Origin of the sequence: Vibrio navarrensis, assembly GCF_015767675.1 — a bacterium.
In the GTDB taxonomy this organism is placed as follows: Bacteria; Pseudomonadota; Gammaproteobacteria; order Enterobacterales; family Vibrionaceae; genus Vibrio.
In genome coordinates, this window is the sequence record NZ_CP065218.1 from 355,880 (window position 1) to 370,901 (window position 15,022).

The window sequence follows — 15,022 nt, forward strand, 5'->3', positions numbered from 1 at the left end:
TGAATTGCAGAAGTCGATGTAATGGGTAAGCGGTGTGTCGCCATGCACATCCTTCGCAATGGTCTACCCAACATAGCGAGTAAAAAAAGCGAGCACCAAGCTCGCTTTTAACTATCTGTTTTTGTTATTAATTACAGCAATTCAACCGATTGCTGGGCGATCACGAATTCCTCGTTGGTTGGGTTACTATTAGTATCGCATATACTAATAGGGATATGGAAATAAACTAGCCAACACTAACCTAGCTTGACAGTCACTTGAAAATGGTTTCCGCCGACAGCAGACTCTGAAGGGCTTACCTCGGTCTCTTCATGAGTTTATGCTCATTCACCTACCCGCTTTACTTAGCAGACGAATTTCAGTGCTCACTCTCATGATTTTATCCGCCATTTTCACTTGACCCAGAACGATCTGATTAGCAGCACTGAATGCAGTAACCATATGGATAGAACCGCAGCGTTTATCTTTGTTATAGGTACCAAGAATCGTCTTGCCACCAATCGCTACAACATCGCCTTTGGTGACTTCATGGCAATCTTTCATCCAATTAGAGAAACACCGCTGAAACTTTATTGCCGAAATCATATTCACCACTCGAGCTATGGTGTCATTAAACAGGTACACCCTTTCCCAAAATCTTCAATATCTTCCCCCGTCAGCGCCTGCAAGAACCACTGTCACCATTACGAAAATGATATCGGTTAGCGAATGTTCAACTTTCCAAGTGTGGCGCGGGTCGCTGATAACTGAAATATGGTTCAAAAGGGTCAACCCGTTCATGGTGATGGCAACGTTACTGTAAAAAGCAGTATATGATCACAGCTAAAACTGATCGTCAAATCCATCCACAACTCATTGTTTTTATTATGAAACTACAGTAGAAATGAGTGAAATGATTGCTTCACTCAAGCCTTATTCCACCACGTTTTTTCATGACCTGGCCCTACTAATTATCCCTTATACGTTTATAAGATAAATATTTTAAAAATTACTACTTATTCTCTGCCACACATGTAAATTTGTAAGACTTTCCAGAGTCAATTCTCTTAGAATTAAAACCAAGCGCTTGGAATATATTTTTAATGTTCCTTGTAATTTTAGCTTGGCCTATATTCTCATCTTTACGTTCAGAAATTTTGAGTTTATTTGGAAGAATATGATTGATGATGCTTCTATGGTTATATAGTTCCTTATCTATACCTATAAATGAACCATGAAAGTTTTTACCTTTATACTCTTCTCTGCTAGAGATAATAATAAAGTCTTGAACTAAACCAACCTTAAGTATACTTCGAAGGAGTAGAGCTGCATCGAGTTTAGTTTTCTCAATTGCTGAGCCTAACTGACCAATACTTCTCCCTGTCCTGATAATTTCTAACACATCTTTATCAAAGTGAGGATTTTTTTTCTTACCATAAAAACCACTTGGTAAATTATCAAATGAATCTTCAACAATATTGAACTTCAACTTAGCTAAGGTTAGTTTAAGAGCATCATAAAAATTATCAATCAGCACTTTCTTTCTAAATTCGATACTAGACTCTATCCAATCCTCAGGAGAATTATTATATTTATTATGGTCTAACGTGCTCGGTGTAGATAGACCAAAAATGCCAAATCGGATCTTCTTTGCTTTCCGTAATCGTCTAGAAGACTGTATTATTTCCTTAGGCGTCAGAATTTTATCACATAAACAATAAACGGTATCCGTGTAATTCGATTCAATACTGAAGCCTTCTTTTAAAACTGGACTGCATATAACAGTATGATACTTAAATATTTCCGTATTTGGGCTACGGATAAATTTTTCGACAGCCTCTTCATGGCGTCCTTTCAAAAATTTGTTTGCAACAATAACGAGTATTTTGTTATCCAAGGCACTTATATAATCTACATTGCCATCATCACTAAAAAATCCCGATTCTCTTAAGATAGCATCAACTTTATCTTTTGAAGATGAGAATACAAAACAGTTCTCATTCACATTTTGGATTTTATCAATGATAGTTTGTTTTTCATGGCTTCCATTTAAAAGAGATACCTCTATAGACCCAAAATCATGTTCTAGACAAGAATTATATGCGTTCGCAAGTAATACGTTCCTTTCAAACTTTAACAAGCTTTTGATGACATTTTTTGTTATTTTGTTAGTAATATCCGCGTCCATTAACAACAGTTTCGTATTAGGGTCATTTAATGAATATTGAAGTAATTCTCTAACTATAGATTTTTCACGTTCGTCTATATAGCTATTACTTTTTGAATATAATGCCTCAAAAACTTTTTCCACCTCATCAATAATAATTATATCTGATGATATCACAGAATCTATAATATGCGGTTTACTTAATGATTTTAATGTCGTAGCAATATGTTTACTTTCTTCAATTTCATAGAGAACTGCTTCTGATGTTATAATATGGCAAGGCTCTAATTCTACCATTAACTGACTGACTTTTTCTTGTAGCCTATGCTCATAAGACTGAATTACCGACTTCAAATTTGAAATTATCGATGTTTTTTTTCCTATGCGATGAGCATGAATAATAACGTCTAGAGCCAAATCAGTTTTACCACTACCTGTACCTGATTTTAATAGAGTAATATCAGGTATAAACTTCCACAAATCCCCTCGCCCCATACCTCGCAAACGTTTTAAATATCGGATATTCAAATCACTATTGCCATTAATTGCACCTTCAAAATAAATAAAAGAACCAGGATCAGTCACTTCTTTTGAAAAAACCAATGACTCATCAACTATATGATGAACAAAATTTTCGGCTGACTTTCTTTTAATCTCTACAACTGAGGTTAAATCTAGATCTAATGAAAATGCAATTGCACTATCTATATCTTCTTGACTAAATTGATCTTTTACAGATTTTCTAGCTTTCAACATAGCCATTGATGTGCAAAAGTTCGATGCATTATGCCTTATCAAAAATTTATATACAGATAAATAGTAATTAAAAGTTATGTCTTCAATAAGTGGGTTACTTAAAAACTCAAATATTACGTTTCCATCAAGATCATGAAAGAGCATGCTTTTTATATTGGATATATTTGATTCTTTATAAATAAAAAAATTATTAAACATTGAAAACGAGACTTTTTCATCAGAGATATAAATCGCTTTCAACCAATTTTTAACTATAAGACCTCGTTTATGATATTCTAAAACTCTTTGTATATCATTAACATGTTTAATATGTATGACTCTTCGATTATCGTACATAGCCCATTCTGGAAGCATATCTGATAATACAATGATGCACTCATTACATTTTTTATTTCCATGTAATAAGAAATACTCTTTACTGTTTGCCATTAAATTATAATCATATGAAAATTGATGTATTTACTATCAATCAAAGCGAGATACCTTATCGTGAATGACACTGTTCCGTACCTTCACCCAACTGTCCTATTAAAATAAAAATGCTTTGTAAATCTAACATATTACATGAATTCCCGCACTGATTGTCATAGTAACAAGTCTCTAATGAATGACGACTTGTGACCCCTTAACCTGGCTTTGTTGCGTAAAAGAATAATCCACTTCACCAGTCATTCCTCAAGAGAGGATAAGCCCACTAAAACCTTATGACTTGGTAGATAGATGAAGTGACCTAAGAATTTTATTCTAAATGTAGGTAACAATTCTGGATAATGACTCCAACCCGTTGATTGCATGATAGAATCTTCCTTAACTTTTTAGAGGTGTTTCAATGGCTATCATCCAAGTAAACTGCCGTTTTTGTAACCAAACTGAGTCTGTACGGAAACATGGTACGGGGCTGCTGGCTTTCAGCGATTTCGTTGCCTTGATTGCAAACGTTCATTTCAACTCGACTATGCTTATGAAGCCTACAAACCAGAGGTTAAAGAACAAATCGTTGATATGGCTATGAATAGCTCTGGTGTTAGAGAAACAGCTCGTGTATTAAAGGTGGGATATAACACTGTACTACGCACTTTAAAAAAATCTCACACCTAAACAAGTCACAACGATACCTTTTGACCTTGCCAATATTGAGCTGATATGCGAAGTGGACGAGCAATGGTCGTTTGTTGGTAAGAAGAAAAATCAACGTTGGCTTTGGTACGCATGGGAACCTCGATATAAACGTGTGATTGCTCATGCTTTTGGGAAAAGGGATACCGATGCCTTTAAGGAGCTGCAACGCTTATTATCAAAATTCACTATCCCATTTTACTGCACCGACGATTATGGTGTGTACAGTGCTAATCTACCGATAGAGAAGCACATCATTGGTAAACGATACACACAAAGGATAGAAAGAACCAACCTCACACTAAGATCTCGCCTCAAACGTTTAGTTCGAAAAACGATTGGATTTTCGAAGTCGGAAGAGATGCACGATAAGGTTATCGGCACCTTTATTGAACGAGAGTACTACCATTAATCAACAGGTTGGAGTCATGACCCAATTCTGCGTGAAATCACTATTACGCAACAAAGCCCCTTAACCTTATAGTAGTACAGCAACTCCATGTTTATTGGCGCAGCTACGCTGCGAGAAACGATAGGTACGATCTGTGTCGTATCCGTGCCCAATTGTGTGTCTTCCTTTCTCCCTCTTCTTTTACGCTATGCACTTTTTAAGTGAATATATAAATTTGACGATAAGTGCATAGCTGACGTCATCCCTCCATTTGATATTGCACAGCTTCGCTGTGCTGACTTGACGCAGCTACGCTGCGAGAATCGATAGGTAAGCCCTGTGTCGTGTCCGTGCCCAACTGTGTGTCTTCGTTTCTCCCGCTTCCTTTACGCTATGCACTTTTTACGTGAATATATAAATTTGACGATAAGTGCATAGCTGACGTCATCCCACCATTTGGTATTGCACAGCTTCGCTGTGCTGACTGACGCAGCTGCGCTGCGAGAAACGATAGGTGAGTCCTGTGTCGTGTCCGTGCCCAACTGTGTGTCTTCGTTTTTCCCACTTCCTTTTCGCTATGCACTTTTTACGTGAATATATAAATTTGACGATAAGGGCATAGCTGACGTCATCCCTCCATTTGATATTGCACAGCTTCGCTGTGCTGACTTGACGCAGCTACGCTGCGAGAATCGATAGGTAGGATCTGTGTCGTATCCGTGCTCAACTGTTTTACCCTTACAAATTTTTTATGACAAACAACCTTGATGATTTTTTATGACAAATCTATCTTTGATATGTGGGTAACATATCGAGGATTGTTTTGTGATAGAAACGAATGAAGAAAAATATTCTGATGTTTATGATGACATATTGAAGTTCCAAATCACTTAGGTCGTCAGTTTGCGGTTACCGGCCCAAATGAGGTCTGGGCTGGTGATGTTACGTATATTTGGACAGGTAATCGGTGGATGTATTTAGCAGTTGTTATCGATCTTTTTGCCCGAAAAGTGATTGGTTGGTCGATGTCTCTATCACCTGATTCTAAGCTAACAGGCAAAGCTCTTTCGATGGCTTATGAGTCTCGTGGTAAGCCTAAAGGTGTTATGTTCCATAGCGATCAAGGCAGTCATTATACTAGCCGTAAATACCGTCAATTGCTGTGGCGTTTTCAAATAAAACAGAGTTTATCTCGCCGAGGAAATTGTTGGGATAATGCGCCGATGGAGCGCTTCTTTAGAAGTCTGAAAACGGAATGGGTGCCAACTGTGGGTTATCGTAGCTTCGCTGAGGCTCAACGAGAGGTTACCCGTTACATTATCGGATATTACTGCCAACTCAGACCACATCAGTATAACGGTGGTTTAACTCCCAATGAATCAGAACGATTATATTGGGAAAACTCTAAAACCGTGGCCAATTTTAGTTGACCACTACACCCTTACAAAACCTTCGTCGAAAAAGTAAATAACAAAATATAAGTTCAAAGGCTCTTTCGAGAGTCTTTTACATCATTTATTTCTGTGATCTTACAGTCTTTGCTACATAGAGCAGGTATAGCTATACCTCAATTAATCCTTTAACTACTAATTTAGCAATTACTGCAATTCAGAAATGTCCAAAAGTTACTTAGAATTGTCGTTGTGGTGCACTCCATTTCTGGGGACAATGGGGGTTGTTTTGGTGAGCTTGCTCTCTGTACAAAGAAAAGAGGCTGACGTTCCAGCCTCTTTTAACTATCCACACTGTAATTGTATATTTAGCTCTTAACGCTTGGTTTAAGTCACATTCCCTTTCGCCTGAAGATATTGAATTAAAGGCGCATAATCGCCGGCATCAGCTTGGCGTAAGCTCGCAATGTACTCACCCCGCTCTTGGCTTTGTTTATCCAAATCTGTATTGGACCAAACTAAAGGCTTTTGTTTGAGTAGTACCATTCGTATGTAGTCCGTCATCACGCGCGAGTGACGTCCGTTGCCGTTAGGAAAAGGGTGAATTTTAACTAACCTGTGCTGTATCCGAGCCGAGAGTTCTAGGCTGTCATAGTGTTCAAACTCAATCCAGCATTTGATGTCTTCCAGTAAGTTGTGTAAATCTGGCCGGATATTCAGCGGATCGACACCAATGTTCAACTCTCGGTGACGGTAGCTGCCGGCCCATTCCCACACATCACCAAGCAAACGTTGATGCAACTCTTCCACAAACGCCATAGAAAGAATGTCATCCATGCTGGTTTTAGGCGTCGTGGCTAACCAACTCAACCCTTGTAGTATGTTGGCATTTTCAAGCTCATTAAGCTCTTCGCGAGTCGTGATGTGATCAAATTTCAGCCCGGCAACATCATCGGCATTTAGTTGGGTTGCGCCCTCTGGTTCAACAAACAGACTCATTGGTATTTCTCCTGCAAACTGACTTTCCACAAATCTCGGGTGCTGCCCGTTTTAATCTCATTGGCTAATTGAACCAGCGCTTGCTGTTGTTGCTCTGAGGTTAACTGCTGTGCTTCTAAAAACATCGATTGGTGGCTCATGGCCAAACGCTGCTTGGCCAACTCCATAGCGCGCGCTTCTATCATGTCATCAATCGACTGACGCGGAATAATCGCATAAACTAGTTCGGCATCGAGCCCGCTCGCCAGTTGTTTAAGTTGTTTGAGTGTGATGGTTTCATCGGTTTCTTTACGCTCCAATATGGAGACTTGATTACGAGAGAGATTAAGACGTTCACCTAATTGCGCGCCCGACATCCCCAAGGCCTCACGGATACTGCGCACCCAACCATTTTTCGGCGGTTTAGGCACAGATAAACCGAGTAAAGCGCTGATTTTTGCTTTGACTTGCTTGAGTGCAACGGCATAGACACCGGATTTTTTCATAATTTTGTATCTCTAATTAAATACACTGAAACGACAATAGTATCTGATTTCGCATACATTATAAAGATTCTTGTATCTAATTTTTAATACACATCAAAGGAAAATGTATCGATTATAAAATACGTTACTTATTTGGCTATCAGTTTACTGGACAATGGTCGTGACAAATTCATCTTGGAAGAGCAAACGTCTTCGGCAGCGCTAGAATGGGAAGTGAACGGTTTAGGTTGATTTAGAATGGGGGTTGTTTTGGGAAGTACACAATCCAGACTTCTGCTCTGAATGATTTCTGTCCAGAGACGTGATAGCTCAATCACATCTAGCACGTTTCTGCCCCTTTCCAAGCTAGAGCACGAAAAAGAGACTAATAATTCAATATCGAATCCACATCTTAAGGTTTAGTTTAAATTCTCTACCATCAAGCCCGCTACACGTTTAAAAGTCGCTAAATCATCAGCATTAATACCCGCTTTCATTTTTTCAAACATTACAATATCCACGCCATTAAGTTTATCGATGATCTCTTGACCGATTGGGGTCACACGTAAACATTGGCTGCGCTTATCTTCCGGGTTTGGCTCTTTTACGATCAGTTCTTGTTTAATCAAACTGCTTAATAGGCGAGTAACCTGAGCCTTGTCTCTATCCAGAAAGTTTGCGATGTCGACCGCAGTGCATTGTGGTTTCTTCGCGATGATCTTCAAAACGCGCACATGCATAGGTGCGATATCCAGATCTAATTTCTCAATATGTTCGTGCACATTTCGTTTGAGTGCGTGAACCAATTTAAACAGCGTATCTAGGGATTTAGGATCAGACATAAATTTCTCCGGCAAAAACTAGTTGACAATATCAACCAGCATGATTATGGTTGATATTGTCAACTTAATTGAAGGTCAATTCAAGACCGGAGAAGCGAATGGCTGTAGAAGCAGTGATAAATGAATCAACTCTTGTTAAAAAGAAGATTCAAGAGCAAAAGAAGACGCCAATCATTCAGAAAGTCTTGGTTATGTTGGGCATGGTTAGCCTTATGGGTGGCACGATCATCGGTACAATGACGTACCTTAACTTAGGTTTCACTGAGACATTCTTTTTTGATTGGGCAACGAACTTTTTTACCGCGCTAGTGACCGTGATTCCAGTGGGTTTCACCATGATGGCGCTGTTAACTAAAGGCGCAGAGAATCTGCTACCAAATATGGCAGCAAAAGCACGAGATGCATTGGTAGGCGTGATCATGGCACTTATTATGGAATCAGGCATGGCATTTACCAGTGCATACAACAGCGTTGGTTTGGATAACCAATCAGAGTTTGTAACAGCATGGATGGACGGGGTACTAGGGGCACTTCCAGTGGCGCTAGTACTGATGATCACCGTATCGATGACAATCAAGCCAAAGGTAGAGCGCTTTCTTAAGAGTTAATGGCTTAAAAGCCAATCGTTGATTTACCAAAAGCACGACACGATACCAAAACCGATAATTTTAAGGTAACAGATATGATCCCGAAGATTCGTAAAGACAAACAATACCGCATCACAATCGAAGACGTGGGCATGGAAGAAGCAAGAACACTAGTGTTTGAATATCAAGATCGTGAAGATTTATTCAAAATCGTAGAAGGCCTAAAAAAGGGCAGTGGTTTAGAGCCTGAGAATGCGACAAAGGTAGCAGTGGCGCTTCGCTTACTTGGCCCAGTGATGATGAAGGATCGCAAGCATCCACTGTTCATCAACTTCATGCCGCACTTTAAATGTTTTATGCAAAACCTAAAAAGCACAGTTAAAAAATCAATAGAGAGTCCTCTTTAGCAAAGTAGTGAACTTAGAAATTGCCTCACTTTGGGTCAGTCGAATCTTGACTGGCTCACCTTTGCCCCAATACGAGTTACGAGCACATCTGAAGCTGCAATACTTACCTCTCAAATTCGTTGAGTAAACTTATAGCCAACACCATAAACAGAGCGAATTGGTGATTCGCCCGAAGAGACTTGGCCTACTTTTTTACGAATATTCTTGATGTGAGTGTCGATGTTGCGATCCGATACATCAGCCGTGTCTGAATAAGCCCGATTTAAGATATCGTCACGGCTGAACACTCGACCTGTGTTCTCAAGAAACAGTTTTAGGATCTTGAACTCTTGTGGCGTCAGGTCAATTAAAGCTCCTTCAAAGCGAACTTCAAACTCATTAGGCTTCATTTCAAAACCAGACTCGATGATCATGGATGCTTGCTGATTTGCCGAATTTATCGGTGTCACTCGGCGCAGCACCGTTTTGATGCGGGCGATGACTTCGCGTGGACTGAATGGTTTACAGATATAATCATCGGCGCCAAACTCAAGCCCCAGCAGTCGGTCAATCTCTTCGCTTTTTGCCGTAATCATAATAATTGGCAGTTGAGAAAATGCCCGAACCTGTTTACAAATATCCATGCCATCGGTATCTGGCAGCATTAAATCAAGCAGTATCATATCAACATGGTGAGTTCTGATATGGTTGATGACGTTTGAACCACTCGCGAGGTGTGTTGCTTCAAAGCCACTGTTTTGGCAATACGCCACCAGAACTTCTGCGATATGAGCTTCATCCTCGACAATCAATACTTGAGGTCTTGTCATAGGTTTACTTCCTTAAACAGTGGTAATCGGATGGTCACTTTTAGGCCACCAAGTGGAGAATCACTAGCAATAACAATGCCTTGATGCGCTTCGGCAATTTGTTTACACAGAGCCAAGCCTAGCCCTGAACCGCCATGTTCGCGGTTTCGAGAGGACTCGACTCTGAAGAAACGATCAAACAATTTGTTGTGCATCTCAACAGGTACGCTTGGCGCCGAGTCTTGTAAGACTAATGTGAGGTCTTGATCTTCAATCTGAGCAATTAGGTTCACTTGCCCGTTAGCATGCGTATATCGGTAGCTGTTTTCCAATAAATTAGTAAACAGCTGCTTCAGGCGGTCACTATCGCCAAGCACCTGACAACGTTCATTATTTAGCAGGGGGGTTAACGTCGAACAGTTAACAGAAAGTGGCTTTTGATCGAGTTTTGCTTCAAATCCGCTCAACACTTCCAGTAACAATTGTACTGGCTGCACCACATCTTTTTTATAGGAGAGTCCACCGACATCGGTGATAGAGAGTTGGTACAGGTCGTTAACGATGCGGCTTAATGAATCCACCTGATCCACCATTAGTTGAATGCGCTTTTCATCGGCTTGGAAAACCCCATCTTGAATGGCCATCAGTTGTCCACGCATCACGGTTAATGGTGTCTTAAGCTCGTGCGAAACATCCGACATCCATACCGAACGGTTATTTTGGTTTTGCTCTAAGGTTTGCGCCAGAATATTCACGTTTTCCGCCAGATGAGCAATTTCATCTTTGCTCTGTTTCTCAACGCGAACTTGATAATCGCCTCGAATCATTCGATAGGTACCAGATATAAGGCGACTGATGGGTGAGACAAGATGTCGCGAGAAAACCCACGCAGTAACAAATGACAGAACAACCACAACAAGTGCGATGGTGTAGTAATTTCTGGTTTGTTTGGCCAGAAACTCATTCTCTGCACTGTAGCTATTAATTTGAGCGGGTATGAATGAGAGGTAGCCCACTAAGTTACCATCATGCAGAATGCGCTGGTTGTGTGCATCGGGGTGAAACTCTTTACGCCCGATCACCACCTCTTTATTGGCATCAAAAAGACTCACTCGTCTCTGTACGTGAAGTAAGCGACCCAAGCTATATTCGCTCTCCGCCTCTTGTGTTGATTGGTCTGCTTTTCGATGAAAGTTAGTAATACTTTTCCACAATGCGTCATCTTGTTTTAACGACTCCCAGCTCTTTTCTTGGTCGTAAAAAAGAGTCAATTGCTCTTGTAGCGCGGCAACATGCTTTAATTCCTCAGCTTCCACGTAATCATTGAAACCCGTAGATAAGTTATGCGTGACCAGCAGCAACATTAATCCCACCGATGTAAAGCTAGTCACACAGAAAGTGAAGAAGAATTTGTAGAGTAATTTCAATGTTCTGTCCTAGTAAAGGTTCGCCACACACACCATAAGGAATGGGGCGTTTTTGGTTTAATCTCGCGCTAGTGCTTCTACTGGATCGAGTTTGGCGGCATTGCTCGCGGGTAGAAATCCAAAGAGAACGCCAATTAAAGTCGAGCAACTGAATGCTGCGATGATAGAACTTGTTGAATAAATCATTCGAATGTCACTACCCATATACCCTAATGCAAAGCCAACAAAGTAAGCCAAGCCTATTCCCATCAAGCCACCTAAAACACAGACTAACACAGCTTCAATCAGAAATTGGCGCAGGATGTCGGTTTGTCTGGCTCCGACGGCCATACGAATGCCTATCTCCCTCGTGCGCTCGGTAACGGACACCAACATAATATTCATTACCCCAATTCCGCCAACAACCAGCGAGATAAAGGCGATGGCTGAGATGAGCATGGTCATGGTTGATGAGGTTTTCTCAATGTTTTGGCGAATAGCGTCTGTATTGACTGTAAAGAAATCCTCGGCACCATGACGCGCTTTGATGAGCGTGATAATCGCCTGTTCAGCCGCTGAACTTGATACATCGTCATTGAGTCTTACCGTAATGTCGTTAACATAGCTTTGGTTCAGCAATCGGCCCGATACTGTCGAGTAGGGGAGCCAAACATTCAACGTATCGCTGCTGGTAAGGCTATCATCTTGCTCTGCGGTGACACCGATGACGCGCACAGGCAATTGACCAAGAAAGATGACCTTACCAATCGGGTCCTCCCCCTGAAATACATCGGTTACGACATTGGCGTCAATGATCGCCACTTGCTCGAGCGAATCGATACTCTCTTGACTGAAAAACTGCCCTTTATCGAGCTCAAGCCCCTTAACTAGAAAGTAGTCTAAACCCACTCCCTCAACGCTTCCTGTATGCGCTTCACTGGCATAACGAATGGCACCATTCGCTCGTACTGTTGGTGTCACGCTATCAACAAATGCAAAGTTTTCGAGTACTTTGGCATCATCCGCAGTAAGCGTTCGGATACGACCCGAGTGTTTATCACCCCTGCCAGTTCCGGGTTTTATCTCTATCGTGTTGGTGCCCATTTTTGCCATGTTCTCAAGGATGGTTTGCTGGGAGCCAGTACCCATTGCCACAACCGATACCACCGAGGCGATACCGATGATGATCCCTAACATGGTCAGAAAGGTTCGTAGACGGTTGTTAGACATCGCAAGCAATGCCATCTTAAACGCCTCTAGATAGCGAAAAATGCTGAGTTGTTTGTTGTGATCTTGGATCGCGTTGTTCTCTTTAGCGACAACGTTTGATTTAGGTTTATCGTGGTTTTGCTGGTCTTGGATGATTTGACCATCTTTGATCTCAATGACTCGATCAGCAAACGCGGCAACCTTAGGGTCGTGAGTAACAAGAATGATGGTATGTCCGTCAGCGTGAAGCTCCTGAATAAGTTGCATCATCTCTTTGCCGCTGTGACTATCGAGCGCACCTGTCGGTTCGTCAGCAAGGATCACATCGCCACCATTGACCAGTGCTCGGGCGATACTCACACGCTGCTGCTGACCACCACTTAATTGATTGGGCTTATGAGCAAGGCGCTCCTCTAAACCCAATCGAGTGAGTAGCTGCTCGGCTTTCTCACGGCGTTGTTCTTTGGTTGTATTCGCATACAAAGCAGGGATCTCTGCATTCTCAAGCGCCGTTAAGTCACTCAGTAGATGATAGCGCTGGAAAATAAATCCGAAGTTTTCTCGTCTTAGTTGTGCAAGCTGATCAGCATCCATATTTGAGACATCCTGACCATCAATCAGATATTGGCCTTGGGATGGCTTATCAAGACAACCAAGAATGTTCATCAATGTCGATTTGCCTGAGCCAGAAGCGCCGATAATCGCCACCATCTCGCCTCGATTTATCGTTAGGTCAATGTTGTTCAGTACAGTGAGTGCTTGATCGCCAGATTGGAATGCTCGGCTCACGCCTTTGATTTCTAGTAGTGGATTATTCATCGCTTACATCCTCATTGGGCCTTGGCCGCGTATGGGCATATCGCTAGACGCGGTTGACGAGGCTTGACCAATCACCACCTCATCTCCCTCTTGAAGGCCAGATGTTATTTCTGCATATACATTATTGTTAAGCCCAACTTCGACCTGTCTTAGCTCCACTTTTCCATCCTTAATAACAGGAACTTGAAAGCCATCTTTGCCAGAGTTTTGTAGTATTTGCGCTGGGATCATCAAAGCATCATCTGCAATATCAAGAACAATCGATACTTGAGCTGTCATGCCAATGCGTAAGAGTCTGTCTGGGTTTTGCACCTCGAAGCGTGCGTTGTAGTAGATCGCATCGCTGTCGCCAATTTCTAGATTGCTATCATCACCATTCATTAAGGTCGGGCCCGGTTCAATCGAGCGTAATACGCCACTAAAGCGTGTATCTGACTCGCCAAGAATCGAAAAGTAAGCCTGTTGCCCCTCACTGACATAGATAACATCCGCTTCAGAAATTTGAGCACGGACTACCATGGTATCGAGATCGGCAATCTCAACAATGGATGGGGTAGATTGATTGGTGTTGACCGTTTGTCCTTCCTCTACTGAAACGTACACCACGGTGCCACTCATTGGGGCGTCAATCGTGGTGTAGCTCAGATTTAGACGAGTAGTATCGACGTTGATTTCGGCTTTCTGTTTTTCTGCAACTAACTGATCTAATTCAGCTTCGTAGATGGCAAGCTCTGCTTCAGCACTGTCGTAATCCGCTTGTGATGACGCCTTGTTACTTAGCATCGACTTATAGCGCTCAAAGGTGGAGGTTGATTTCTTGATCATGGCTTGCTTAGCACGAATTTGCGCCTCGATAGAGTCGAGAGAAGCAATCGCTTCTTTTAGCTCATTTTGTTGAGTGAGGTTGTCTATCTGTCCGATCAACTCTCCTTGCTGGACTTCTTGACCTAACTCGACAGCAATTTGTTCAATTTCTCCGGAGACTTGAGCACCGACGTTAACCAATTTATTTGGGTAAAGCACACCATTGGCCAGCACGACATCCTTGATGTTGCCTCTACGCACCATGTCAGTGGTGTACACCATTTCTTGTTGAGCGTTCTGAGCTTGGTAGTAATATGCGCCGCTACCAATAGAGCCAATCATCAAGCATGTAATCGTTTTGGTTAGTTTTTTCATCATATCCCCTGAAAGGTTAAGTCGGCTGAATGAACGTTGCCTTGATTGATGATGAAATAATAACTAACAAAGATAGGGGGAAAATGAAGTGCGGGAAATTTTTAAATAACTGAATAGTAAAGGTTAATCTGAATTGTGAAGAGATAGTGAAGATTATGGTGTGTGCTATGAGACTATAATAAGTATTCGCCATTGATAACTGAAAGATTAGATACAGATATCTGCCATTGAATGGAGCTTTTATTCTAAACCATTTTTGTCCACAAATGAGTTACAGGCTCAGAATCATGCTTGTGATCACCGAGCGATTCTGTCGCAATGAAAATCAGCTTCATCTTATAACATCGCCTAAACTTTTTATGACAAGTTCCCGCTTCGAAAAGCATCAAAAATAGACCAATTTACAGAAAAACATGACAACTGCTATAATTAGAGTTGAGGAAAGACATTCATTAACCTAACTCACTGTTAATAATAGATTTTATTAAAAATCGTCAAAGTTTTCGTCTTAGAGCATTTCCA

The 15,022-nt window shown here is 41.4% G+C and carries 12 protein-coding genes and 2 pseudogenes; 4 read left to right on the top strand and 10 right to left on the bottom strand.

Going from position 1 to position 15,022, the window contains the following annotated elements; translation table 11 throughout:
- Positions 1–327: 327 nt before the first annotated feature.
- The 3 genes from I3X05_RS23850 to I3X05_RS18360 form a co-directional block, all read right to left on the bottom strand.
- Positions 328–585 carry a hypothetical protein gene (locus I3X05_RS23850; protein WP_425304504.1) on the bottom strand — a complete coding sequence of 86 codons (258 nt, stop codon included), beginning with the start codon at positions 583–585 and terminating at the stop codon, positions 328–330.
- A 54-nt stretch (positions 586–639) separates the two neighbouring features.
- The gene (locus I3X05_RS23855; protein ID WP_086715061.1) at positions 640–780 is read right to left on the bottom strand and encodes a transposase family protein; all 141 of its coding nucleotides are present in this window, start codon (positions 778–780) and stop codon (positions 640–642) included.
- A 211-nt stretch (positions 781–991) separates the two neighbouring features.
- Positions 992–3,331 (bottom strand): hypothetical protein, encoded by a 2,340-nt coding sequence (locus I3X05_RS18360; RefSeq protein ID WP_337971384.1) that lies wholly within the window; start codon positions 3,329–3,331, stop codon positions 992–994.
- Between the two features lie 400 nt (positions 3,332–3,731).
- Here I3X05_RS18360 and I3X05_RS18365 point away from each other — a divergent pair.
- Both I3X05_RS18365 and I3X05_RS18370 read left to right on the top strand, forming a co-directional pair.
- Positions 3,732–4,430 (top strand): annotated as a pseudogene (locus I3X05_RS18365) (IS1 family transposase).
- An 848-nt stretch (positions 4,431–5,278) separates the two neighbouring features.
- A pseudogene (locus I3X05_RS18370) lies at positions 5,279–5,839 on the top strand (IS3 family transposase); the annotation flags it as partial.
- Between the two features lie 348 nt (positions 5,840–6,187).
- Here I3X05_RS18370 and I3X05_RS18375 read toward each other — a convergent pair.
- From I3X05_RS18375 to I3X05_RS18385, 3 genes are all read right to left on the bottom strand, one after another.
- Complete coding sequence (locus I3X05_RS18375) at positions 6,188–6,799, bottom strand: mobile mystery protein B (RefSeq protein ID WP_014610887.1); 612 nt, start codon at positions 6,797–6,799, stop codon at positions 6,188–6,190.
- Entirely contained in the window at positions 6,796–7,284 is a 489-nt protein-coding gene (locus tag I3X05_RS18380; RefSeq protein ID WP_094147126.1) for a mobile mystery protein A, read from the bottom strand. The genes I3X05_RS18375 and I3X05_RS18380 overlap by 4 nt, the downstream gene beginning before the upstream one ends.
- 398 nt (positions 7,285–7,682) lie before the next feature.
- Positions 7,683–8,105 (bottom strand): MarR family winged helix-turn-helix transcriptional regulator, encoded by a 423-nt coding sequence (locus tag I3X05_RS18385; RefSeq protein WP_337971385.1) that lies wholly within the window; start codon positions 8,103–8,105, stop codon positions 7,683–7,685.
- Positions 8,106–8,203: 98 nt separating this feature from the next.
- Here I3X05_RS18385 and I3X05_RS18390 point away from each other — a divergent pair, with 98 nt between their 5' ends.
- Together I3X05_RS18390 and I3X05_RS18395 are read left to right on the top strand one after the other, a co-directional pair.
- Entirely contained in the window at positions 8,204–8,713 is a 510-nt protein-coding gene (locus I3X05_RS18390) for a DUF2798 domain-containing protein (RefSeq protein ID WP_277432909.1), read from the top strand.
- Positions 8,714–8,787: 74 nt separating this feature from the next.
- A complete protein-coding gene (locus I3X05_RS18395) occupies positions 8,788–9,099 on the top strand; it encodes a DUF3861 domain-containing protein (protein WP_277432908.1) in 312 nt (103 codons plus the stop codon).
- Positions 9,100–9,209: 110 nt separating this feature from the next.
- Here the strand turns inward: I3X05_RS18395 and I3X05_RS18400 are convergent, their stop codons facing one another.
- Genes I3X05_RS18400 through I3X05_RS18415 form a run of 4 tightly spaced genes read right to left on the bottom strand, consistent with a single transcriptional unit; the run spans position 9,210 to position 14,500 of the window.
- Positions 9,210–9,908: a response regulator gene (locus I3X05_RS18400; protein WP_337971386.1), complete on the bottom strand. Its 699-nt coding sequence runs from the start codon at positions 9,906–9,908 to the stop codon at positions 9,210–9,212.
- The gene (locus I3X05_RS18405) at positions 9,905–11,314 is read right to left on the bottom strand and encodes an ATP-binding protein (protein WP_337971387.1); all 1,410 of its coding nucleotides are present in this window, start codon (positions 11,312–11,314) and stop codon (positions 9,905–9,907) included. The genes I3X05_RS18400 and I3X05_RS18405 overlap by 4 nt, the downstream gene beginning before the upstream one ends.
- A 57-nt stretch (positions 11,315–11,371) precedes the next feature.
- Complete coding sequence (locus I3X05_RS18410; RefSeq protein ID WP_337971388.1) at positions 11,372–13,321, bottom strand: MacB family efflux pump subunit; 1,950 nt, start codon at positions 13,319–13,321, stop codon at positions 11,372–11,374.
- Between the two features lie 3 nt (positions 13,322–13,324).
- Positions 13,325–14,500, bottom strand: a complete 1,176-nt coding sequence (locus I3X05_RS18415; protein WP_337971389.1) for an efflux RND transporter periplasmic adaptor subunit — start codon at positions 14,498–14,500, stop codon at positions 13,325–13,327.
- Positions 14,501–15,022 lie beyond the last annotated feature (522 nt).